At 44.4% G+C, this 23,791-nt stretch carries 17 protein-coding genes and 1 pseudogene; 10 read left to right on the top strand and 8 right to left on the bottom strand.

The window, feature by feature from the left end; all coding sequences use genetic code 11:
- Positions 1–117: 117 nt before the first annotated feature.
- The gene (locus tag HX855_RS07040) at positions 118–657 is read right to left on the bottom strand and encodes a DUF4339 domain-containing protein (protein WP_177082889.1); all 540 of its coding nucleotides are present in this window, start codon (positions 655–657) and stop codon (positions 118–120) included.
- Between the two features lie 133 nt (positions 658–790).
- Between HX855_RS07040 and HX855_RS07035 the strand changes: the two genes are divergently transcribed.
- On the top strand, positions 791–1,138 hold the full coding sequence (locus tag HX855_RS07035) for a helix-turn-helix transcriptional regulator (RefSeq protein WP_177082886.1): 348 nt from the start codon (positions 791–793) through the stop codon (positions 1,136–1,138).
- Between the two features lie 414 nt (positions 1,139–1,552).
- Here the strand turns inward: HX855_RS07035 and HX855_RS07030 are convergent, their stop codons facing one another.
- Positions 1,553–2,521 carry a DUF932 domain-containing protein gene (locus HX855_RS07030; RefSeq protein ID WP_177082884.1) on the bottom strand — a complete coding sequence of 323 codons (969 nt, stop codon included), beginning with the start codon at positions 2,519–2,521 and terminating at the stop codon, positions 1,553–1,555.
- Positions 2,522–2,556: 35 nt separating this feature from the next.
- On the bottom strand, positions 2,557–2,940 hold the full coding sequence (locus tag HX855_RS07025) for a hypothetical protein (RefSeq protein WP_375140064.1): 384 nt from the start codon (positions 2,938–2,940) through the stop codon (positions 2,557–2,559).
- Positions 2,941–3,331: 391 nt separating this feature from the next.
- Between HX855_RS07025 and HX855_RS07020 the strand changes: the two genes are divergently transcribed.
- Positions 3,332–3,562, top strand: coding sequence for an AlpA family phage regulatory protein (locus tag HX855_RS07020; protein WP_177082882.1), 231 nt, complete (start codon positions 3,332–3,334; stop codon positions 3,560–3,562).
- Between the two features lie 30 nt (positions 3,563–3,592).
- Positions 3,593–5,074 carry a YfjI family protein gene (locus HX855_RS07015; RefSeq protein ID WP_177082880.1) on the top strand — a complete coding sequence of 494 codons (1,482 nt, stop codon included), beginning with the start codon at positions 3,593–3,595 and terminating at the stop codon, positions 5,072–5,074.
- Between the two features lie 52 nt (positions 5,075–5,126).
- Here the strand turns inward: HX855_RS07015 and HX855_RS07010 are convergent, their stop codons facing one another.
- Positions 5,127–5,819 carry a hypothetical protein gene (locus HX855_RS07010; protein WP_177082878.1) on the bottom strand — a complete coding sequence of 231 codons (693 nt, stop codon included), beginning with the start codon at positions 5,817–5,819 and terminating at the stop codon, positions 5,127–5,129.
- A gap of 514 nt (positions 5,820–6,333) precedes the next feature.
- Positions 6,334–6,972, bottom strand: coding sequence for a response regulator transcription factor (locus tag HX855_RS07005; protein ID WP_177082876.1), 639 nt, complete (start codon positions 6,970–6,972; stop codon positions 6,334–6,336).
- Here HX855_RS07005 and HX855_RS07000 point away from each other — a divergent pair.
- On the top strand, positions 6,953–11,284 hold the full coding sequence (locus HX855_RS07000) for an ATP-binding protein (protein ID WP_256352943.1): 4,332 nt from the start codon (positions 6,953–6,955) through the stop codon (positions 11,282–11,284). The genes HX855_RS07005 and HX855_RS07000 overlap by 20 nt on opposite strands.
- Positions 11,285–11,443: 159 nt before the next feature.
- On the opposite strand, the pseudogene HX855_RS06995 reads toward HX855_RS07000, so the two are convergent.
- Positions 11,444–12,430: pseudogene (locus HX855_RS06995) on the bottom strand (IS5 family transposase).
- Positions 12,431–12,919: 489 nt separating this feature from the next.
- On the opposite strand from HX855_RS06995, the gene HX855_RS06990 reads away from it, so the two are divergent.
- From HX855_RS06990 to HX855_RS06975, 4 genes are all read left to right on the top strand, one after another.
- Positions 12,920–13,465 (top strand): fimbrial protein, encoded by a 546-nt coding sequence (locus tag HX855_RS06990; RefSeq protein WP_177082874.1) that lies wholly within the window; start codon positions 12,920–12,922, stop codon positions 13,463–13,465.
- A 54-nt stretch (positions 13,466–13,519) separates the two neighbouring features.
- Entirely contained in the window at positions 13,520–14,272 is a 753-nt protein-coding gene (locus HX855_RS06985; RefSeq protein ID WP_177082872.1) for a molecular chaperone, read from the top strand.
- Positions 14,273–14,328: 56 nt separating this feature from the next.
- Positions 14,329–16,890, top strand: a complete 2,562-nt coding sequence (locus tag HX855_RS06980; RefSeq protein WP_177082870.1) for a fimbria/pilus outer membrane usher protein — start codon at positions 14,329–14,331, stop codon at positions 16,888–16,890.
- A gap of 91 nt (positions 16,891–16,981) precedes the next feature.
- A complete protein-coding gene (locus HX855_RS06975) occupies positions 16,982–17,959 on the top strand; it encodes a fimbrial protein (RefSeq protein ID WP_177082868.1) in 978 nt (325 codons plus the stop codon).
- Between the two features lie 79 nt (positions 17,960–18,038).
- On the opposite strand, the gene HX855_RS06970 is transcribed toward HX855_RS06975, so the two are convergent.
- Positions 18,039–18,668 carry a response regulator transcription factor gene (locus HX855_RS06970; RefSeq protein WP_177082866.1) on the bottom strand — a complete coding sequence of 210 codons (630 nt, stop codon included), beginning with the start codon at positions 18,666–18,668 and terminating at the stop codon, positions 18,039–18,041.
- A gap of 322 nt (positions 18,669–18,990) precedes the next feature.
- Here HX855_RS06970 and HX855_RS06965 point away from each other — a divergent pair, with 322 nt between their 5' ends.
- Positions 18,991–21,696: an ATP-binding protein gene (locus HX855_RS06965; protein ID WP_177082864.1), complete on the top strand. Its 2,706-nt coding sequence runs from the start codon at positions 18,991–18,993 to the stop codon at positions 21,694–21,696.
- A 4-nt stretch (positions 21,697–21,700) separates the two neighbouring features.
- Here HX855_RS06965 and HX855_RS06960 read toward each other — a convergent pair whose 3' ends face one another.
- Positions 21,701–22,510 carry an EAL domain-containing protein gene (locus HX855_RS06960; RefSeq protein WP_177082862.1) on the bottom strand — a complete coding sequence of 270 codons (810 nt, stop codon included), beginning with the start codon at positions 22,508–22,510 and terminating at the stop codon, positions 21,701–21,703.
- A 716-nt stretch (positions 22,511–23,226) separates the two neighbouring features.
- Here HX855_RS06960 and HX855_RS06955 point away from each other — a divergent pair.
- Positions 23,227–23,745 carry an Hcp family type VI secretion system effector gene (locus HX855_RS06955; RefSeq protein ID WP_177082860.1) on the top strand — a complete coding sequence of 173 codons (519 nt, stop codon included), beginning with the start codon at positions 23,227–23,229 and terminating at the stop codon, positions 23,743–23,745.
- Positions 23,746–23,791: the final 46 nt, after the last annotated feature.

Genomic DNA, 23,791 nt, shown 5'->3' with positions numbered 1-23,791 from the left:
AACGTCCGCAAAGCCATGCGCTTTACCCAGCCGACCGTGGTAGTTAATCGAGGCATCTGTAATCCCATGGAGTGCTTCCACAATGGTAGGAAGCACCGTTGGTATAGTGAGGCGTTATCAAGCGAATAACGTGATCGCGAAGCTGCCGAGCCAGACGATGAAGTACGCCAGGTTCTGATTCAGCATCTTGGCCCGTTGGTACAGGTAGACCGGCACGATAAACACCCAGCCCTTGAGGCGGCGGGTTTCGTGCCCGGCATTCTTCAAGCGCTTTTCATCGAACAGACTCAAGGCGATGTTCAAGAGCACGGTGAGGTACCAGTAATGGCCCTCACTCAGTGCCCGCTGACCGCCCCCGGTGGCTCCAGCGACAAAGGCCTCTACCAGGTAGCCCAGCAGTGGCGCGAACGCCAGTAGCCAGACCACCGTGTTATTGACGTTAGCGCCGGTGAGGGGCGGCGGTGAGGTCGCTTGCAGGTGTTGGAGAAACTCGGTCTTTTCGACCTGAATCCAGTTTTCCAGTCCGATCTTCCAGATAAGGCTGCCGTAAGTCAGCTTGCCTGAGCGAATCAGTTCGACGATTTGCTGTTCACTGGCCGGCTGGCGCTGGCCTTTTTCTTCGTAAAACCATTGTTGACTGCTTGTTGCTTGCGGCATGGAAAAGGTCCTTGGTTTTTGATTATTGGCACAAACAGATGAATAGCAACCTATTGGGTTGATATTCAACTTTTTGAGTTCTTCATGTCAATGAGGTGATGCCCAACCATCCAGGTTGAGATGGGGAGGGGATGTGATGGATACTGATCAGACGTTTTTGGCGGGTGTGGTGGGCCGTGCAATTGCTAAACAACGCATTCGCAGTGGCTTGACCCAGGAAGAAGTGGCCGAACGCTTAGGGATCGGCAATGAAGCCGTGTCCCGGATCGAGCGAGGTGTGGTGGTGCCCAATATTGAGCGGTTGGTGGCGTTTGCCAGCATCTTTGATTGTGAGGTGGCAGATCTGTTGACCGAAGCCAGTTCACGTCCCGATGATCAGGCGAATCGGATCAGTCGGTTGCTGGCGCAGCTGGATCACGAGGATCGGTTGATGGTGGTGGAGCTGGTTGAGCGATTGGCTGAGCGGTTGAAGAAGGAGTGATCGCGAGATAACTCTTACAGGTTATGGGGAGCGCTGCTGGAGTCCTGGTTGAACAGAGCACCGCACCTTAGGCAGAGATAGTCATAGCGCCTGAACTGGTATTTCTGCACGTCTTGGGCAAACGCCACCATCGAGCTGCATCCAGCTATAGCCGCAGAGATGCCGTCACCTAGCAACTCTAAGAACTGTACCAAATGACTCTCATGCCTTGCTTGCGGTCTGATGCCGCCAGCAAAAGGAGGAGAGTCTTGGTTCATGCTGCTTAATACACTCTCAATGGTCCCAATGAGCATGACAGCTGTGTTGGCGTTTTCCTTGGAGAGCACCGCTACTGATTCGCAGATAAGGCAGTGGGGAGTCATATCTTCGCTTCCGATTCTGGGTGAGTTAATAGGTTGATCAGGGGCAATCCCCTCATGCCACCAATTGCAATGCGCCGTTGAGTGCTCGCTGTTTGATGACCGCGCCCTGGCCAAACCACGCGGTGTCCATGCGGTATTCATTACTGCGTGCCCGGCGTTCGTGATCGACATACTCGGTAACCGCATTGAGTAGCCCCCAGGCTGTCCCTTTCGCGGCTGCCAACTCCGCGCCTCGGCCCTGGCCCTGATACATGTTCAACACCTTGTTTAAAGCTCGCTCATTCGAGAGCCCCGCATGCTCGGGCTTACCGGTGTGTGCTTCACACAACACACTGCGCAGGTAGTCGTTGGTTTCATGATCTTTTACGGGGCGTGCGGCGAGTGCGCGCATGCGGTACATAAAATCGTCCCACTGCGACACGGTGATCCCCAATTGCTGTTTGACGGCACGCGGATCGAAGCGCGTGCTGTGCGGTACTTTGATCGCCGGGCTGGCGCCGTTGATGGCAATCGTCAGGGTGTTATTGCAGACCACACGAATGGTGGTCGGCGTTGCGGTGGTGGCGAGCGTGCCGTCGCAAGAGGTGGCCAACAGCAGGTAGCCATTCACTACGTCATTGCCTTTGATCGCAGTCGACTGCCCGGTGCGCGCCAGCGCCCAGAGCTTGCGCCCACCTTTCAACACGCCAGCGGTTTCCAGCTCATAGCCAGAGCGTTCGGTCAGGTCTCGATAAAACTCCAGAGCCTCACGGGGCTGGACCACCTGGTAGCGCTGTGAAACCACCGACAGTGGTGCCTTGGTGTCGGAGCGAAACAGCACCTTCTGTTCAGGGAAGGAGTGAATGCTACCCAGTGGACCGACACTATCAGCTCTGTAATGCACCGGGCTTTCTTGGATCTGCCAGTTCATACCGGCTTCTCGTTGCCACACTTCCAATGGTTGTTTTTCAGTGAGGCGGCTGCCTAGGCCATGCCAAGGGGTAGCTCCGATGTAAGCCATTTGATCAATGAGGTGTGCCATGGTGAAACTCCGGAAGTATTTGTTACTGAGATTGTTTAAAGGCTGAATTGGTAATGACACTGGGCGCAGTGGTAGTTGTTGAATATTCGATCATCAATCTGTTCGCCAATAGCAGCACCAGCCATGCCTCCGGCACCAGCACCAATTAGTCCCCCAAGAATCGCACCGGCGATACCACCTAATGTGATGCCCAGTGGACCACCGGTTATTCCTATTGCAGCGCCAAGTTCTGCTCCTTTAATGGCTCCGGCAACACCACTAGTTCCTCCACCGATTACACCGATAGTTCCACCAGTTTTCTTGCCGAGGTCTTTGGTTGATACGTGTGTGGAGTGACAGTTAGGGCATGTAATCAGCATATTTTCAGTCCGATGATAAGTTATCGAGTTATGCGCAAGGGCATAACGCTGGTCATTCACGGTGATGATTCAGGCCTGAATATTGTTTATATGGGACCTACAGGCACACGTCGCCTGATCAAGGGGCGACGCTGGCGGCGCCGCTCATTTTAAGCCGTGAGCAGCGGTCATTTTTCGCTGAGGATGTCCTGGTCCACCACCGGGAGGCTTCATGCGGTGTGATGCAAGTCTGGCATACGTCCCTACCGCTACTCCCGCTACTGGTAGCGGGAGTAGCAACGGAGTCTGTCAGTATTTGGTGCACGTTATATTTTTCCGAAAACTGGCTGTAAGCCTTATAGATAAAGGCTTGCAGCGCGGTTTTTGGGTCTTAAAACATTACTTTAAGCACCTGGCGTACAAAAACAGACAATCCCGTTAAATTGGCCCCCGAGCTTTGGAGGCCATCAATATGGATCACGAAAACACCAGCACACCAGCCCTGAGAGTTCTCAGGCTGAAACACGTAATGGACCGAGTGGGACTGAGTCGTTCGACTATATACGACCGGTTGAACGAGCATTCCCCTCGCCATGACCGGACGTTTCCCCGCCCAGTCAGCCTCGGAGGTGCCGCTGTCGGATGGCTTGAGGCTGATATATCGGATTGGATCAAATCAAAATTGAATAAAACAGACAGTTGATGTCACAGACAAGTAGAGCGAGAACGGAAGATGTATAGAAACTATTTGAATTTTTCTGCAATTGACTCAGGTGAATTTCCAAGTCTAATTGGCCTGTCACTGATCAGCGCAGCGGTACATGAGGTGAGTGCAAATGTTAAGGCTCCACTACCGCTCATATTCTCTTCTGCGCTCACGGCGATGTCGGTAGGGTTGCAGGGGTTGTACGATGTAAAAAAGCCAAATGGCGGTACTGTTCCTTGTTCTTTAATGATTCTGACTATCGCGAATTCGGGCGAGAGAAAGTCCACGGTTGAAAATATATTCCTTGCTGGGCTTCGACGGATTCAAGATCAAATGGCCGATCGTTATGCTGGCGAGCTTTCAGTATGGAAAACCAAACTAAAAATATGGGAGTTGAAAGATAAAACGATTCAAAGAAATATTGTCAATCGTGTCAACAAGGGCGCGGATACGACTGAAGATGAACGACGGCTTTTTGAGCATGCCGCAATGAACCCAAAGAAACCTAGAAAGTTCAAAATGCTGTACGAAGATTCGACCTCTCAGGCGCTTTTTCGCGGATTGCATCAGGACTTTCCCAGTGCAGGATTGATCTCGGGCGAAGGAGCTGGCGTATTAAATGGGCCGGCGTTAAATGATTTGACTAAACAGAATTCAATTTGGAGTGGCGACTCAGTGGTAGTTGATCGAGTGACTACTGAAAGTTATCAACTCGATGATGCTCGCCTTACAGTGTCTTTAATGGTGCAGGAAAGTGCTTTTACAGGTTATATGCAGGTACGAGGTGAAACCTCTCGCGGCTCAGGTCTTTGGGCTCGGTTTCTGGTCTGCCAGCCAGCGTCGACACAAGGTAGTCGTCGTATTGACGGTGTCGCAATAAACAAAGAACACTCTGAGTTGTTTTCTGAGCGACTTTGTCACTATGTCGAGCGAAATATTGAGCTACTAGGGAAAAACAAGCAGCGAAGAGAGGTCATTAGTTTTTCGCTTGAGGCTGCTCAGCGCTGGGTACAGCTTGGCAATGAGATAGAAACACAGATCGGTCAGATCGGTCGTTTTAAGTCAGCAAGCGATCATGCATCAAAATTGGCAGATAACATTGCCCGTTTAGCAGCGCTGTTTCATTGCTTTGAAAAGTTTGAAGGGGATATTTCAGTTTCTACATTAAATATAGCGATAAGCATTGGTAAGTGGTACTCGAATGAGTTCCTGAAATTGTTCGATGTAGAGGGGCAGAAAGAGAACGATGTAAACGAACTTGTGGATTGGCTGGTTAGTAAGTGTGGCATGCACGAGCCTTTCATAAGAAAAAACATTGTCCGGCAGTATGGCCCTAGTCGGCTCCGAGAAAAGAAGCGGTTAGATGATGCGCTGGCATTACTTCAGATGCGTGGAGTCGTTCAAGTGGGGTATGGTACAGGTGGACTTTTAATCAATCTGTGCCCCAGTGGAGGGGCAGGGGTTTGGGGTTACACTAAGCAAGGGCGTGGGGGCGAGCGGGGTTTTTGACCCCGCAATGCTGAATCCAGGTGGCTAAGCTTATCAAGTCTTCATGCCCAACTTAACGCTGGCGTTTATTGGCGTTTTTAATATAAGTGGTTTTTGCGTTTGCGTTGTCTTCAATGGTGTTATAGATGACAGCATGAATCGCATTTTTGTCCAGCTTTTGGATTTTTAATTCCTCTGATATGAATGCGGATAGCGTTGTGCTGATTGATTCCGCTACATGAGAGATTCCTTGCCATCCAAGTCTTGGTTTTTCCAAAGTTAGAAGCTCAACTATTTTTTCAACTATTTTCTGTTGAATGGCGGATTTTGCAAACCCTGCCTTCCGTGCTTTTTCGATAGCAGTCGTTTTGCGGTGATGTGCAAAGCCACTAGCTAAGCCGTAGAAGTATGCGGCTCTTTCAGTTGCCGCCATTGCGTTCACTAGGTTTTTGTTGTGTATTTCTATCTGGGTCATGACTGTATAAACGCATGCGCAGTTAAAGGCAGTTTCTGTTTGTTGCTGCCATGTTCCTATGTCCATTGTTATCTTGCTGTTATCTGTTGCTAAGCAGTCTTTGGTGAATGCCAGGGTTTCTATATTTTTTCGAATGCTGGCTAGCTTCTTTTTCAAATCTGAACCTGGGTAAAGAACCGCTTGAAGCTCTTCGAGGTTGCTAATGAGGCTGGCTGTTATTTTCTGTGTGGTTGTGTTTTCTAATACCGTTAATACACTTTCAGGCTCTACGTATTCTTCAGAGTGCGACATCATTCCATCTCTCAGCTTCCGGGTTCTCAGGTAGTAAATGAGCTTACTTCGATTGAGGTGCTTGCGAACAAGTACGCTCCATCTTGTCACGCTCATCACGCGCCAGCGTCATTTCGCAAGCCGTCCTTTCATTGTGAGGGCATTTTCCCGACCAGTCACTAAATGAAGGGGCGGCAAACTTCAGGCTATTCAGCCCAATCGGTCATCATTGCGCGGCGTTTTTCGAAAAAGTCCCCTCTAAAACATGCCGCCTCGGCTTTGTCTTGACGTACGTGTGCTAACGCTTGCTCACATACCTCTCTGGGATAGTTCGTTGACCCACAGGCCCGGTCTCGAAAAGGTGAGCGAAAGCCGTGGAGCCTCATGTGGTTTGGTAGAATCAGATGCCATAGAAAATATGTAGGAAGACTCTGGCATATCTGTGGATAATGCGAACTTGGGGCTCAGAAATTCGGTAGGTCTTCCTATTTCATCACTTCCTGTCGGGATGGTATCGGGATGAATGTGTAGTGCACTATTCGCTAAGGTTTGTGCTGCGGGCATATTGATAGAGATCTGCATCTGTTGTGATCCCTAGCTTTTTTTTTGCTGATATTTTTGTCCAGCTTACTGTTTTAATACTTCTAGAGAGCCTTTCTGCGACTTGTGTCGGGCCCAAGCCTGTTGCTAAAAGTCGAACGACTTCAAGTTCTTTAGGTGAAAGTTTTATTAGAGCGCTGTCAGGATTTAAGATCGAGGCGTCGGCCAATGCTTTACGGAAATAAGGGCTAATATATGTTTTGTGCTTTATAACGGTTTTGATCGCTACTATTAATTCTTCTAGATTCGCATTCTTTTCTACTACGCCACTAACACCAAGATTCAGAATGCTAAGAATCAAGCTCGGGTTCTGCAGTGAAGTAAGGACGACAATTTTTAGCTCAGGATAAATCCGCCTGAATCGCCCGAGCATTGTTAGGCCATCTCGCTGGCTACGCGGCATGGCGAAGTCGGTTATCAGCAAATCGCAAGGTATGTTTTTTAAAACCACTTCAAGCTCTTCGGGGCTTTCCGCCGTGCCGACGACTACCCCGATGCCGTTTTTTTCAACTATAATTTTCGCACCTAATAAAATAATCGGATGATCATCTGCAATGACGATTCGAGGCTGCATTTCAACTCCCATTTCAATTATGGTGACGCGGTTTGAAAATAAATTAGAATTGTTATCAGTAGCGTCCTGTTTTGTGTTGCGTGTGCTATTTTTGACAGTTTTTTTGTTGTTCTGCGGTGCATCAAGCAACGCAGATGAATTTGATATTAGCACGGTTGAGCGAACCTTCCTTGAACAAAATCAAGAGTGGGTGGTTGGATACGTTGATGTTGAATTAGACAGTGAAAAAACGTCCGCTAACTTTAATTACGGAAACGAGTTGCTAACGGCCATAGCTAAGCAGCTGAAGGTAAAGTTGGTTTTTAAAAAATTTACATCTATAACGGATCTAGATGCGGCACTTTGTCAAAAAAATATTGATGTTGCTGCGGACGTTTCTATGACCAGTCGACGTTCACCCTGCGTAACCTTTTCGGAACCATATTTCAAAATTCCTGCATTGATGATTGGTTCTGAAAAAAACGTCGGTGGGGCCTCCGTGGAAGACTTACTAACGTTGCGAATTGTGACAGTTCAAGGTGATTCAGCCGCTGAATGGCTGAAGATTTTGCATCCAAATACTTCAGTACGAGAAGTGGCTAACTTAACAGACGCGCTAAAATTAATAAATGTGGGCAGTGCTGACGTTATTGTTGAAGATGGCGCCGCAGCTTATCCAATTCTGCGTGGATTGTTCGCCCTGCAGCTGGGAGTTCAATCTATTCCGGAACTCGAAACGCAGTTGTGTTTTGCTTTTCGGAAGGATGAAGCGCTTCGCGGTGCGCTGATCAATAAAGCTGTGCACAGGATTTCTTCCGCTACCATCTCAAGACTTGAGTCTCGTTGGCTGAACAGTAAGCAATCTTCTTCAGCTTTATTTTTAAGTGACGAAGAGCGTCAGTATCTCGAAAATTTACCTGTCCTGAGGGTTGCATACGATCCTGATTGGAAACCAGTCGCTTTTATTAATAAGAAAGGCAGGGAAGACGGCTTAGCCGACGAGTATTGGCGTGAAGTAGTTGCCAAGCTGGGATTGAAAACGGAATTGATTCCTGCCTCTACCTGGAAACAGCTGCTGTTTAAAATGTCCTCGGGACAGGCTGACGTAATTCTGCCTATCAAATATGCCGAGAGTAGTTACGGTCAGGTGCTTTACTCGCGACCTATTATTTCATTAAGTAATGTCATCGTCACGTCCGGGACTAGGGTATCCAGCCTGACTGAGCTCAACGGAAAGGCCATCGTAGTTAGCGATCCCCTTTATCTACGAGATCAACTGAAAGCTTTGGTACCTTTTAGTTCGATTAAAATTGCAGACTCTCCTTCCCAGGCTATGCAAATGGTCGTTGATGGTTACGCATTCGCCTATATAGGAAACCTCTCGATCATCCACCCCCTGATGCTTGAGCGCTTCTCAGGAGCTTTGCAAATTGTCGCACCTGCTGAAATATCAGGCGATTTATCTATCGGGGTAATCGCCGACTACGAAAGATTAGTGCCGCTGATCAATCGTGTATTACGCACCGTTACCAAAGAGCAGCGTAAGGCCTTCAATACGAAATGGCTACACACAACTCAACAGGAGGGAGTCTCTTGGATTGCAATTAAACAATCGCTTGGAGTTGCCATTTTAGTTGTGATCTCAATCGGTTTGTTGTTGGCTTTTTTCTATCGTCGTTTGCGCAAAGAAATCGACCAACGCCGTGATGCGGAGCGCGCTGTAGGCGACCAGCTGCAGTTACGTGACGCGCTGATCGAGACCTACCCATATCCAGTCGTTGTCAAGGATGTAGATAAGCGCTATTTTCTGATCAACCATGCTTACGAGGCGGCGTTTTCAGTCAATAAAAATGAGTTGCTTGGTAAAACTACGTTAGAAACCCAGCATTATCCAGGGGACTGGTCCATTACTATTGATGAGCTCGCCACTCAGGTAATGAGAAAACGTGAGAACTTCCAATCGGAGTTCACCATGAGTAACGGTCGAGGAGAAATGCGTACTTGGCTGTACTGGATGAAGCCTTTTTATCGCGCTAATCAGTCGCTGGCCGGAGTGATGGTGACATTGGTTGATATTACTCATATTCGACAGGTCGATGAGCGGGCAAAGTCACTTGAGGCACGTTTGGACCGCATCACCACTAATCTTTTGGTTGGGGTATTTGAAGCCCACCAGGTGCCTAGGCAGTTGCCAGTATTTAGTTATCTCGCAGGCCCTATTGAGGAGCTGTTGGGTAGTAAAATTGACGACGTTTTAGCTGACTCTGCGCTGCTTTTTGACACCATTCACCCTGATGACCTTTTGGTTCTGATGGCTGACATGGAGAGTAAAGCTGCAAGCCAACAACCCATGCGTGCTTTTTTCCGTTGTCGGGCAAAGGGCCGTGAAATGCACGTGCGTGTTGACGCAGTACCAGGAGATACCTCTTCCGGTTCGGTAATTTGGAATGGTGTATGGGTGGATGTTACCGAGGCTAGGGAGAAGTCCTTGAAGCTATCCCTGGCCAAAGAAGCTGCGGAAGAAGCGGCGCATGCGAAATCTCAATTTCTGGCGACAATGAGCCACGAAATACGTACTCCTATGAATGGTATCCTTGGCCTTCTGGAGTTGCTGCACTCCAAGTCCATGAGTCCCGATCAGCAGCAAATTATGCAGATGATTGACGAGTCAGCGAAGTCTTTGATGACGGTGCTCAACGATGTACTCGATCTGTCAAAGATCGAGTTTAACCAATTTCAACTCCATCACCAGAAAACGGATCTTCGGGCCTTAATCAGCAGTGTTATGGGGATCATGGCGCATCAGGCGCACGCGAAAGGACTTCGAGTGAGGGTGGTCATTAGTCCTGCATTGGCGAGCAGTATTGATGTAGACGACATGCGCCTTCGCCAGATCCTGCTCAACCTTTTAAGCAATGCGATAAAGTTCACCGCTGTCGGAACAGTATTGGTAAAAGTCGCCGTTACCCGTTCAACGTCGGATGCACAGAACCTTGCGATCTCGGTTAATGACACCGGGCCGGGGATGAGCAATTCGCAACGAGAGCGGATTTTCAAGCCGTTCACTCAGGGCGACGCATCAATTACCCGGCGATATGGTGGGACCGGGTTGGGTCTAGTGATCAGCCAGCACTTGGTGCGGCTGATGGGGGGGGAGCTGACACTGGATAGTGAGGAGGGTACGGGTACTCAAGTAACTATCGCGTTACCGGTCAGCGCGTCCAGCGGCGATTACCAGGCCAGAACACTATCAGGCAAGCGTGTGTGCGTTGATCTGGCTGACGGTGAGGACCGGGAAGAACTCAACTATCTGTTATTGGCGCTCGGTGCGACTTCGGTACCCGCAACGGAATTCGATTCCACCAGCTCCTGCGATTTGTACTTCTTTGACGATCCCGAAAAAATCCAAGAGGTGTCAAGCGGACTCCCTATAGAGGTTAGGGATATTCCGATATTATCTGGGTGGCAAGATACCGGTACCGGGTATCCAACCTTGAGCAGTAACCCCTTTATGTGGGGCAGCGTCGTTTACGTGTGCAACGAGTTATTAGGAACTACCATCAACAATTCAATTTCCAGCCATAGAACAGGAGTTGATCAACGGCCGCTGATCCTTGTGGCAGAGGACCATCCCATCAATCAGGCGTTGATTAAAGGTCAACTTGACCGATTGGGTTTCGATTGTGAGATTGCTGCAAACGGTAGTGAAGCACTTCATCAGTTCAATGAGCATACCCACTGCATGTTGATTACCGACTGCTATATGCCGGTGATGGACGGCTATTCACTTGCTCAAAAGGTGCGAGGCAAGCTCCATGGTCAACACCATTTTCCGATCCTGGCAATGACGGCAAGCATTCTGGTGGAGGAGCAGCAACGCTGCGCTTCAGCAGGGATCGACGAGTGTTTGTTGAAACCGCTGAACTTGAATACCTTGCGCCAAGCGTTAAGGAAATGGCTGCCTGACTCGAAGGCCCTCTTACAGGAGCCGCTCAGCGAAACAGAAGTGAACCCAGATTTTCGAGCGCTGCTCGCCTTACTGGATGAAAGCCCTGAGTTCAAGGAATTGATCGATGGCTTCGTTGAAACCAGCATCGTGGATATGGCTTACATCAGTAGCCTTTCTATACATCAGGATCAGCAGAGGTTGCTGGAGCAACTGCATCGGTTACGTGGAGGGTTGCGTATGTTTCGTTTATCCGAATTATCCAAACGCTCGGAGCGTCTTGAAAGTGATATTGCGCGGGGTGACACAACCATAACGCCCGCGAGTCTGGCAGGGTTTCTGAAGGATGTACGAGTGATGCTAGAGTATCTGAAAAAAATCGGATAGAACGCTGGATCAACCGTCGCCGTTCATCTCGTTAGAGCAACAATGCGCCGCTCTGGATCACCCCAGATTCTCTAGGGAATGCGCGGCAAGTTGAAAATCTTGTGGCGTTCGGCGTTATTTCTCACGAATTGTGCCGTGCGCACTAACTTGTCGGGTTTGTTAGCCCTTTTCTCCGTATTGCACGCTTAAATCGCCCATACCCATCAGCTGTTTTCGAGCCATCCACAGGTTTGATAAAGCGAACAGCGTGGTCAGATGAGCGGTGCTCCTCATCCGCCCACTAAAACGCACTTTGACATAACCAAATTGCAGTTTGATCACCTGAAAAGGGTGCTCGACCTTGGCCCGCGTCTGAGCTTTTCAGTACTCGATCTTGCGTTGGACCTTATACAGCAGGCTGCGTCTATTCAACTTGGAATAGGTGCTGCGGTGAACCGCGACTTGCCAGATCACTTTGCGATTTTCATGCCCTTCACGTTTCTAGACACCGGTGTATCCAGCGTCCGTATACACCGCGTGTTCTTCGCCATGCAGCAGCTCGACCTGCGTGAGATCGGCCACATTGGCAGCGGTGCCATGGACGTGATGAACCAATCGCGACTATGCATCGGCGCCAATATAGGCCTTCATACCGAAGAAATACTGGTTACCTTTCTTCGTCTGATGCATATCGAGATCGCGCTTTCCTTCCTCGTTCTTTGTCGAGCTGGGGGCATGAATAATGGTCGCATCGACGATGGTGCCCTGGCGCAGCGACAGGCCTTTGTCCTGCAAATAGCCATTGATGACAGCGAGGATTGCAGCGCGAGCTTATGTTTCTCCAGCAAGTGCCGGAAGTTCATGATCGTGGTGTCTTCAGGGATTGGCGCACTCAGACTCAAACCCGCGAACTGGAGTATGGGCGTGATTTCATACAGTGCCTCTTCCATCGCTGGGTCGCTCAGGGAGAACCAGTTTTGCAGCAGGTGAATGCGTAGCATAAGTTTCCAACGGATAGGGTTGGCCCTCGGGGTAATACGGTTCGATCAGCTTCAGCAATCCGTTCCAAGGCATGACCCAGGGCATGACATAGTCCATCTCGGTGAGAAACCGTTCGCGGCGAGTTTGCTTACGTTTGCCGGCGTATTCAAAGTCGGAAAAGCTCATCATGGCTCATGAAGGGCTTGGGCTAGTTGTTGAGGCTGGATTTCAGCACGATTGAGGATTTGTTCTTTCCCTAAAGGATAAATTATTTTACAAGAATAATGATTTTTCGGGATATTGCGAGCTTTAATAAGTTGCTTGTACTGTTAACAAAGACTTTAAATTTAATATAAATCAAGCTGTGGTCGTAATCAAAGATAAAAAGCTTTAATTTAAACAGTAAAAAGAAACATTTATACGTAATGATTTAACTACAATGGATTAATGTTTGACGTTTTTATATGGAGTTTAAAATTGATTGTAGCTCATGTAAAAAATTACGGATAAAGTTTGCGGTGTGGCGATGAATGTTTATTGCCCTTAATATACTAATAAAAAACCAGAATATTCTTGGTTTTTTTCAAAAGCCAAAAAGCTATGATATGAAGCCTAATCCCATAGGTTAGTCAGTAAATGGCATTGAGATTAAACACATAGGAGTATATATAAATCATGAGTGCTTTCAATTTTAAAAAGTTTAGTTCGGTATGTTTACTTGCGTCGGGCATAGCAGTTTCTGTCGGAGCTTCGGCTGCATCTGGAGGTGTAATTAATGTTACCGGTAAGGTCACTGAAACTTCTTGTGTTGTAAGCGCATCAGCGGTAACTATTAGCTTGCCAACGGTGGATAAATCGGTATTGGCTGTTCTAGCCAATACGTCAGGAACTACGGGTTTTATAATCAACGTGACAGGTTGTGACGCGGCTTTAGGAGTTACCGCAAGGTTCACTCCCGATGCAAATACAACATCGAGCGGGAACCTAAAAAATATGACAACAGAATCAGCAACCAGCGCTTCTGTGCAAATACTTGATCAGAATCGTAACGTTATTAACATCCAGACAGATGATGAAACTTCTGCTGCAGCAAGGCGAGTAGTGGCAAGTTCTACAGGAACTGCGAACCTTCAGTACTACGCTCAGTATTATGCTGAAACTGCCAATACGACTGTAGGTGACCTCACGGCCTCTGCTAACTTTACTTTGTCGTACCAGTAGTATCAAGCCCGAGGTGACTCTCGGGCGTTTCGAAAATACGATTAGAGTGTCTCAATGAAAGATATAAATTTTAAAGTAATAGTCATTGCATTTTTTTTGACTTTTACAACTGGTAAAATTTTTGCGTCCGTTCAAATTAATGCTACTCGTTTGATATATCCAGCAACAGAGCGAGAGATAACGCTCCAACTTACGAACGTAGGTACGGGGCCCGTGCTAATGCAGTCTTGGATTGATGATGGAGATACTGATGCAAAGCCACAAGACGCTAAAGCACCATTTTTATTAACCCCACCTATTTTTCGTTTAGACGAGAAAAAAGGACAGACAATCAGGATTATCTTCACAGGCGCCAATCTACCGAGCGATAGGGAATCAATATTTTGGTTCAATGCGCTGGAGATTCCGGCGCTACCGGAGGATAAGTCAAAAAATTATCTGCAAATAGCTCTTCGAAATAGACTTAAGCTTTTTTATAGACCTTCTAATTTATTAATCTCTTTAGAGCAAGCAGTAAAAAAAGTAATTTGGAGTCTTGATATAGATAAAAGTGGTAATTGCGAGTTAGTGATAAATAATCCGTCACCATACTACGTTTCTTATACAAAAGTTGAAATTTTAGGCAAAAAAAGTAAGGACTTAATTGATGGATTTATGATAAGGCCTTTTAGTGAGAAGAGAGTAGATATAAAGAAATTTTCTGCAAGTAGTGGGGCGTTAAAAGTTAAATACATATGGATGAACGACTTTGGACCAGGGCCTAGTTTTGAAGCGGATCTCAAAAAAACTCAAACTAATTCAAACTAAATGCATTGCTAATGTCTGCGAAAGACTGAACGCCTTTGTGCGAGATTAATTTTATCATGAGATTGAAAGCCACAGAAAAAAATTTTATTAAATTTATATATTTAGTTTTTTTTCAATTACTGTCTTGTGCGTTCAGTGTTAAGGCTGAAGACGGGAATCTAGACCAATATAGCAATACTGAATTTAATCCTACTTTTTTACAAGACAAAACTGGCAGGTCTGTTGATTTAACAATGTTCTCAAAAAAGAATTACGTCATTCCTGGAAGCTATAGTTTGGATGTTTTTGTTAACAATGAAAGAATCGGTAGAAAGACAGTAACGGTGTTAGAGGCTACAAGAAAAAAAAATAGAAACTTGTATTGCTTTGAAAAAAAACAGATTTCAAACCTTGGTATAGATTTTAATAAATTGAGCATAGTCAAAAAAGACTCAAACAAAAAATTGAATAGCTCGTGTGTTTTTATTTCCGAGTTAGTGCCTAACTCCTCTGTCGAGATAGACATATTTAATCTTAAAGCTTTTTTAACAATTCCACAGGCTTATCTGCAAAAAAAAGATTTCAGTAGTATTGATCCGAAAGAATGGAAGTCGGGTATAAATGCAGGATTTTTAGACTATAGTCTGAATTCATTTGATTCAGAAAGTGGCGGTTCAAGACAAAGCCAATTTACTGCTGGATTAACGGTGGGATTAAATTATGGAGAGTGGAGACTGAGACACAATGGGAGTTATAATAAAAGTCAAATTGAAAATTATAAATCGACTAGTACATACGACGCGATTAGTTCTTACGCTCAGCGAGACGTCACAGGAATTAAATCGCAATTAACTGTAGGTGAATACTATACCGCGTCTGATTTATTCGATAGTGTGCCTTATACTGGTTTTCAAATAGCCAGCGATGACCGTATGCTTCCGGACTCTCAGAGAGGATTCGCTCCCACAATTCGAGGTGTTGCACAGTCAAACGCACAAGTAACGGTACGGCAAGGTGAGAGCATAATATATCAGTCGTCCGTTCCGCCCGGACCTTTTGTCATAGACCAGTTGTTCAGTACGGGCTATGCAGGAGATTTGGATGTATCGATAGTTGAATCCGATGGTAGAAGTAGAACGTTCACGGTTCCTTATTCTAGCGCGGTTCAGCTGTTAAGACCGGGGACGACAAAGTTTAATATTACTGGGGGGCGTTATAGAGGCAAGAAATTAGAAAATGCTCCTTACTTTATGCAAAGTACTTTGCAGAGAGGGCTATCGGATACATATACCGGATATTTGGGGAGCATTTTTTCAGAAGATTATTTTTCTGGGCAGGCAGGTGTAGCGGTAAACACAAAAATAGGTTCTTTGGCTTTAGATATTACTCATTCGAGAGCTAGTTTCACGACGCGCCTCGATGATGGCACTGGAAATACAAAAGGCAACAGCTACAGGATAACATATAACAAAATTATAGAATTAACGAAAACTAATTTTACAGTAGCCAGCTATAGATTTTCCAGCCCTGGGTATATGTCCTTTGCAGATTTTGCAGCTAGGAAAACTGATGAAAGTATTATGGCATATCCTCAGAGAAGTAGGGCTCAATTAAATATTAGCCAGCCGTTGGGTCGTAGGCTGGGGAGCATCTACATTACGGGATCAGCTCAAAATTATTGGAATAAGTCCTATGGGAGCGATGTGGCTTATCAGGCAGGTTATTCTAATGCTTTCAATTGGGGTAGTATGGATGTATCCGCTAGTAGGGCACGTTCAAATTTAGGTATTATAGAAAACGAATATACTTTAAGTTTGTCGATACCTCTGGGTGGACGTGGATCTACTTATTTGCATACATCCGTTAACTACAGTGATCAAGGTTCAAGAAGTATTCAAAATAATATTTCAGGAACTATCGGTGATGAAGCTGACCTGAATTATGGTCTGTATGCGGGCAAAAATATTGATGAACAAACGAGTGATAACAGTCACGGAGTTAACTTGCAATATCAGAACCCTTACGCGAGTTATATGGCTAGTTATAGCGCCGGATCCAACTATAATCAAAAAAGCATTGGGGTTAATGGCAGCTTTACAGCGTATTCTGATGGTATTAGCTTTAGTCGCCAACAAGGAGAAACACGAGTACTCATTCAAGCTGAAGGGGCTGAAGGCGCCAAACTGTCAAACACTGGTGGTGGAGTAATTGGAAAAAATGGATTTGGAGTCGTATCTAACTTGATGCCATACAGGGAGAACCAAGTTTCGATAAATCCAAGGGGTATATCGGAAAACGTTGAATTGGATGCGACATCGCAAGCAGTTGTACCGCGATACGGCTCGATAGTTAAACTGAAATTTTCGACCAAAACAGGAGCGCCAGTAATTTTAAAATTAAATAAATTAAATGGCGGAGCTATACCGGTTGGATCTGAAGTAAAAGACATAGGGACTGGTTCAATGACTTGGATCGGCCAAGAGGGCAGATTATTTTTAAGAGTCAGTTCTACTAAAGGGACACTGCAAGTAAAATGGGGGCAGCGGAATGATGAAAAATGTTTAGTCAACTATGAGGTAAGTACGACGCCACGCAAAGGGGATGCCATATATCCTGAGTACAATGAGATATGCATTTGATCTGTATCACAGACCAAATGCTGAGAGATGATGCATTTAAAGCCACACTATAATGTTCAAAACTGAATTTAAGAGTGCGATGAACTAAATGATGAAAATTCTAATTCCGTTCGCTTTTGGTTTTGGTTTGATATTGAACGCCAATGCTAGCTGCAGTTTTAATTCGGGTTACTATTTACAAGAACGTAATATTGTACTTAGTACCAGTACCATAAGTGTTCCAATTAACGCAGCTGCTGGGACAGTCTTAACAACCGGTGAAGTAGCGGCTTCTCCTGGTGCTTTTGCTACGTGCACTGGTACCAACAGTTATCTTTACAACGGCACTGGTACAACTGTGACCGCTGGAGGATTGAATAACGTTTTTCCTACAAATATTGCTGGGATAGGCATCAGGTTTTACAGGCGAGATAATAGTGGAAAATATTATGTTTTTACTAGTCAGTCAACAATAACCGGGCAGGATAGCTCTCCATCTTGGAACTGGTACAACAATGGTAATTACTACTGGGGGGCGGATGTAGTTACAACTGGTGGTACTGTACAAAATGGAACATTTGATCGCAGTTTAATGTCAACATTTACGGTGGGAGGTACAAAATTCGTCCAAAATACTGTTAGCGCATTCACTGTGACTGCCAGAGCCTGTACTCAAACTAGCGCAGCAACTATTAATTTAGCCTTACCTCCTGTTGCTAAGACAGATTTTGGGCAGAACGGAATTCCGTTAGTTAGTGATAAGTCAAATAATTTTAATATAATTTTATCATGCGATTATGGGATAAATGTTAATTTGAGCATAGCCAATAACGGAGGTGCAACAAGCAACATTCTAAGTAACTCGGTGGGTACGAATATGGCCACAGGGGTTGGTATTCAGCTATTGAAAGGAACAAGCGAATCAAGTTCTGTTTTTCCGTTAGGGGTGAAGACTTTGATCAGTACAACTGCTTCATCCGGAGCTGGCTTAGGTGTAACTATCCCTTTCATTGCTCAATATTACAAGACCGGTGTTATGACTGCCGGTCTTGTTAACGTATCTACTACATACACACTCACTTATGAGTGAGTTAGGTATGCAAGATTTTTACATGACCGTAAAGATTTCGCCTTTTACTCTAAAGCTATTCCCTAGAATAGCTTTCATTTTAGAGAATTTCTTTAGCGTACTGATATAGCTCAGCATCTGAGGTAATTTTTAATTTTCGTTTTGCTGATACTTTTGTCCAACTTATTGTCTTTATGCTTCTGCATAATTTAGTGGCTACATCATTTGGCGACATACCAGCTGAGAGTAATCTAATGACCTCAGTTTCTTTTGGGGACAGAGTGGACAATAAATCAGCCCCAGCATTCAATGATACATCAGCAATTTTTTTTGTAAAAAATGGACTAATGTACACCTCTCCGTCAATTACCTTTTTTATTGAATTCATTAGCTCGTTTATATGTTCACTTTTTTCTACAATTGCTGATACTCCATAGTCCAGCGATTTTAAAACGAGGGACGCATTTTGCAGACTTGTTAACACAATTAATGGAATATCACTATATATCCGCCGAATTCTTTCAATTAGATTAAGCCCATCTAATGTGGCGTTTGGTAAGGAAAAGTCGGTAATTATTAGGTCGCAAGTATTGTCGTTTAAAAAGGTTTCTAACCCATCAAAGTCTACAAATGTGCCCGTGACTTTATATGTCGAGTTCTTCTCCAGAACAATCTTAGTTCCAAGGAGTACGATTGGATGGTCATCAATTATAACTATATTGAACTTCATAGGATTTCACTTCTCGCTTTTAATAAATTAGCTTTAAGTTGCTAAATAAGTAATTTCTTTCGTGCTTCCATATTGACATCACTGGGTGTTTAGAAGTTCATCAGCTTTCAAAATTTTTGCCCGAAAAATGTTATTTGTAGAAAATTGTTTTAAAGGCTTAAAGGCTTAAAGGCTTAAAGGCTTAAAGGCTTAAAGGCTTATTGGCGTGATGATATTGCTTGATCGTAATGCAGAGTGGGTATTTGATGTTGGAAGGCAAGAAGCTAAAGTATTGAATTACTCTCTGGTAGCATATTTTTGAAGATTAACTATAGGGTCTGAGATGATAGATATAAAAAGAGTTTTTGAAGATGCTATTTTTCTCTCAATAACTTTCGTGATGATGTTTTTTATTTTTAAGTTTTATAAAAAGAAGAAAAGCGCTGAAAGAATTGAATTTGAAAAAAACAATTTAGAAGCAATTATCGAGGGTGTGTCTTCACCTTTAGCATACATTGATGTTTATGGGGAATGTAAATACGTCAGTGACCAATATAGAGAGCGGTTCGGAATTGAAACTGGCGAAGACGAATTTTTAAAAAAAGACTTATCCGCTTTTTATCCATCTTGTATTAAGAGCGCGATTGATGACGCTTTAAAAAAAGTATTGAGGGATAAACAAAGAGTTGATTTTGAAGTCGAACACGGCCAAGGCGAATCAGGAGTTTTGCTGTTTAATATCAAACCAGTGTTTAATTCAGGTGTGATCTTCGTCGGTGCAGTGATTTCTTTTACGGACGTTAGTTATATGCGCTTAATTCAGCAAAAGGCTCTGTCCCTCGAGATGCATCTTGATCGAGTGACTACACATTTACCAGTGGGTTTATTTGAAGCTCACCAAATAGAGGGTAGCCATCCAAGCTTTAAATATCTGTCCGGTCCCGTCGAAAAAATGCTTGGATTGAAAATAGAGGACATTCAACATGATTCGAAGAATCTTTTTAAAATGTTACATTCCGCGGATTACCAAAAATTACTAATAGATATGGCAGTATCTGCTGAAAACTTACAGCCAATGTCCTGCGTTGTACGTTGTCAAACTGAGAGCAGGGAGCGGCATATTAGAATTGATGCCGTTCATGAAACGATTGCCAAAGGAGTAATTGTCTGGAGCGGAATTTGGGTCGATATAACGAATGAATGGGAACAATCCTTGGATTTATCAAAAGCTAAGGAGTCCGCTGAGGAAGCGGTTAGAGTCAAAAGTGAGTTTTTGGCAACAATGAGTCATGAGATCCGAACTCCAATGAACGGGATATTTGGATTGTTGGAATTATTGCATTCTAAATCGATGTCTCCTGACCAGCAGCGTATTTTGCAAATGATTGATGAGTCAACGAAGTCTCTCATGACAGTGCTAAATGATATTTTAGATCTTTCAAAAATGGAGTTTAATCATCTAGACTTGCATTATGAACAAACTGATTTAAGGGCGGTCATTGGCAATGCTATAGGAATAACTGCACATCAAGCTCATTCAAAAGGGCTTAACGTATATGTCAATATCGATGATAAATTGGCCCCAACGGTTCTCATCGATAATTTGCGTTTGAGGCAGGTATTGCTAAACCTGATCACTAACGCCATTAAATTTACATCTGAAGGTGAAGTATCTCTCCAAGTGAGTGTGGATAATATAAATGAGGCTGAGCAATTTGTAACTATCGTTATCTCTGATACAGGTATAGGTATGGACGAGAAGCAGACAGGCAGGCTTTTTAGCCCCTTCACTCAAGGCGACAGTTCCGTAACCCGAAGATATGGAGGGAGCGGGTTGGGGCTAGTTATTAGTGAGAGACTTATAAAGCTAATGGGAGGAGCTATAAGTTTAGAAAGTACACTTGGATTTGGCACGCATGCTAGTATTAAGCTCTTAGTAAGAAAGTCTCCATCACCTAAAAATTTCAATTTTTTATATGGGAAGTGCGTTTCCATAGATTTAGTTAGTGAAAAAAATAAAACTGCGCTTGAAAATTTGCTTTTGGTTTTAGGAGCTAAGATTGAAAATAAAGAAGACCTTAAACATTGTTGTATTCGCTTCATCGATGAATCAAAACTAATAGATAAAAAAAGTTTAAAAAATGTTATTGCGGTATCTGATAGCCCTATATTTTCTGGTTGGAAAGAAAACTCTAATTCCTATCCAATACTCAGTAGCAATCCATTTATATGGGGGGATTTGATCTATGCTTGTAGTGAAATAGTTGAAATGCTCGATGAGCCAAGCAATATTTCTGATATTGGTTGCATAGAGAAAAAGCAATGTAAAATTTTAGTTGCAGAGGACCATCCTATTAATCAGGAGCTGATCAGAGGGCAGTTAAAACGATTGGGCTATGCTTGCGAAATCGTTTCAAATGGATCAGAAGCAATACATCGTTTTAACTCTAAAATTCATTGTATGTTAATAACAGACTGCTACATGCCCGTAATGGATGGATATTCTTTAGCGAAAAAATTGAGATCGAAATTACCTAAGCTTTCTAATTTTCCAATCATTGCAATGACTGCAAGCGTTCAAGTTGAAGAGCACGAGCGTTTCTTGTCTTCAGGGATCAATACGCTTTTGTTAAAGCCACTTAACTTAGATACTTTAAGATGTACTCTTGAAGAGTGGCTGCCCTTATACTTTCATACATGCGAAGAGGCTGGCTCAGCGTCGCCGAAGACTGTCGATACCGCGCAACTATCCGAAGCACTCATGGAAAATCCTGAACTTTCTTGCTTGTTAGAACAGTTTAAAGAATTGAATCTGTCTGACTTAAATAAACTTTCAGTTTTTTCATTGCTTGATAATCCTGAAAGCGTACTCGAGACTCTGCATAGAATTCGAAGTAGTTTAAATGTTTTTAAGCTAAATAATCTGGTGGAGTATGTTTGCACTGTTGAGGAAGCTATCGTTGATAATGTGGGTTTTAATGCGGAACAAAGTCTTTCGGAATGCATCTCAAGGTTGATTGGTTTTTTTGAGGCTATCAAGCTCAAATAGACTTTTACAGTAATATAGCTCCGTTCCAGCGATTGTACCAATTTTCTATATATGCTTGAGGGATAGGAGGGGAGAAAAGAAAACCTTGAGCAAAGTCACAGCCTAAGCTTTGTAACAATAAGAGTTGCTCTTTATTTTCCACTCCTTCAGCCACCACATGTATGCCCATTGACTTTGCCATGGTTACAGTATTTTCTACTGCAATTAAATGTTTGTTTGATGTTAGAATTTTTTTTATGAATAGCCTATCTAGTTTTAACTCGTCGCAAGGTAAATCACATAGCCTATCTAAAGACGAGTATCCAGTGCCATAGTCATCGATAGAAATGCGTATCCCTGCGCTTTTAATTTTTCGAATGTTGCTCGCTACAGATTGTTTTTTGAAATTAGTGTCTGTTGTTTCAGTAATTTCGAATGTTAAAGGGGCGGAAGCTTGTTTTTTTGTCTCGATAGTTTTCAGTAATTTTCTAATGTATTCTGAGTCTTGTATCTGGTTAGCATTAATGTTTAAAGACAGTGGTAGAGTTTTTCCTGAATCAATAAATTTTTTTTGGGTATCCAGAACTTGATGTAGAATTGACTCGGTTATCGGATTTAATAGCTTGTGTGATATTATTCTATCCAAAAAAAAGTTTGGTGTGATAAGCCCATGAGAGGTGCTTTGCCATCTCATTAATACCTCCATTCCTATAAAATCCATACTGAGTAAGTCAATTTTTGGCTGGTACCAAGCTATAAATTCATCATTGTTAAAAGCATTGAAAATGGCCTCATCGGAAATGTAAATGGATTTCGTAAAAGGATTTGATCTCACAGTTTTTCTCTTTAATAGATGTTAGTTATAATTATCCCATACAAGATAAAGGCCGACATCCAGAATATTCTGGTAATTGTATTGTGGTCATAAGCGAGCAGAATGCCATATTTTCATGGCCCTGTTTAATTTTTGCAGGGCGTATTGTGCTTATTAATAAGGTAAGATCGGTGTTTAATAGTATATTAAATATTTGGGGCTATCTGCGGCTAGACTTTGGATTTTAATAATTTTTTGGTTCGTTGCTTTTATTTTTAATGCCCTATTTTACGTTGGATAACCTTGCAAGAACTCAGCCCAGATGCCGGCTTCATAACTAAACTCATCCTTTCGCCTGGGGGTGTAAAAAAGATCTCGCCTTTTTTGAAAAGCTAGAATCCAAACGATAAATATGTCACCGAGAAGCAGTTGCTGGTCGGCTGAAAGGTTGAGTAAGATGTTGCGCACTGAAATGTGGATAAACTTGTGGATAGTTTTATGCAGCCTGCATGGTCCGCTATGTACAGACGAAAGTGCAAAAAGTTGCGCAACTATGCGCAACTTTTTGCGCACTTTATTCTGCGTTTTCGCATGAAAGTCGGAAAGTATACGGGGAGGTAGATTTAAGTCTTTGATAAATAATGGCTATGGAATAGCTGGCTTGGATTTTGATATCTCAGTCGGACACCTGGCAGGCATTGCGCCTACGGGTTCCCTATTTAGCAAGGAGCATCTCCATGGCTACGCCCGCCTATATGTCCATCACCGGTACCAAACAAGGTTTGATCACCGCCGGTGCCTTCACCGCTGATTCGGTTGGCAACACCTACCAGGAAGGTCATGAAGACCAGGTCATGGTTCAGGGTTTCAGCCACGAAGTGATCATCCCGCGTGACCCGCAGTCCGGCCAACCCACCGGCCAGCGCGTGCACAGGCCAGTTAAAATCACCAAGGTGTTCGACAAGTCCTCGCCGCTGCTGCTGGCAGCCCTGACGTCGGGCGAGCGTCTGACCTCCATTGAAATCCAGTGGTACCGCACCTCGGCTGCCGGCACCCAGGAACACTACTTCACCACCAAACTTGAAGACGCAATCATCGTCGACATCAAAGACTACATGCACAACTGCCAGGATCCGGCGAACTCACACTTCACTCACCTGGAAGACGTTGAGTTCACCTACCGCAAAATCACCTGGACCCACGAAGTTTCTGGCACTTCGGGTTCCGATGACTGGCGTACCCCGGTCGCCGGTTAAGTCGGGCCGACTGCCTCAATACATCGGCCAGCGTTGCTGGTCGATG

Source organism: Pseudomonas sp. IPO3778 (genome assembly GCF_013386825.1).
In the GTDB taxonomy this organism is placed as follows: Bacteria; Pseudomonadota; Gammaproteobacteria; order Pseudomonadales; family Pseudomonadaceae; genus Aquipseudomonas.
The sequence above is the reverse complement of the archived record's forward strand: the minus strand, read 5'-3'. Positions and strand labels throughout refer to the sequence as shown.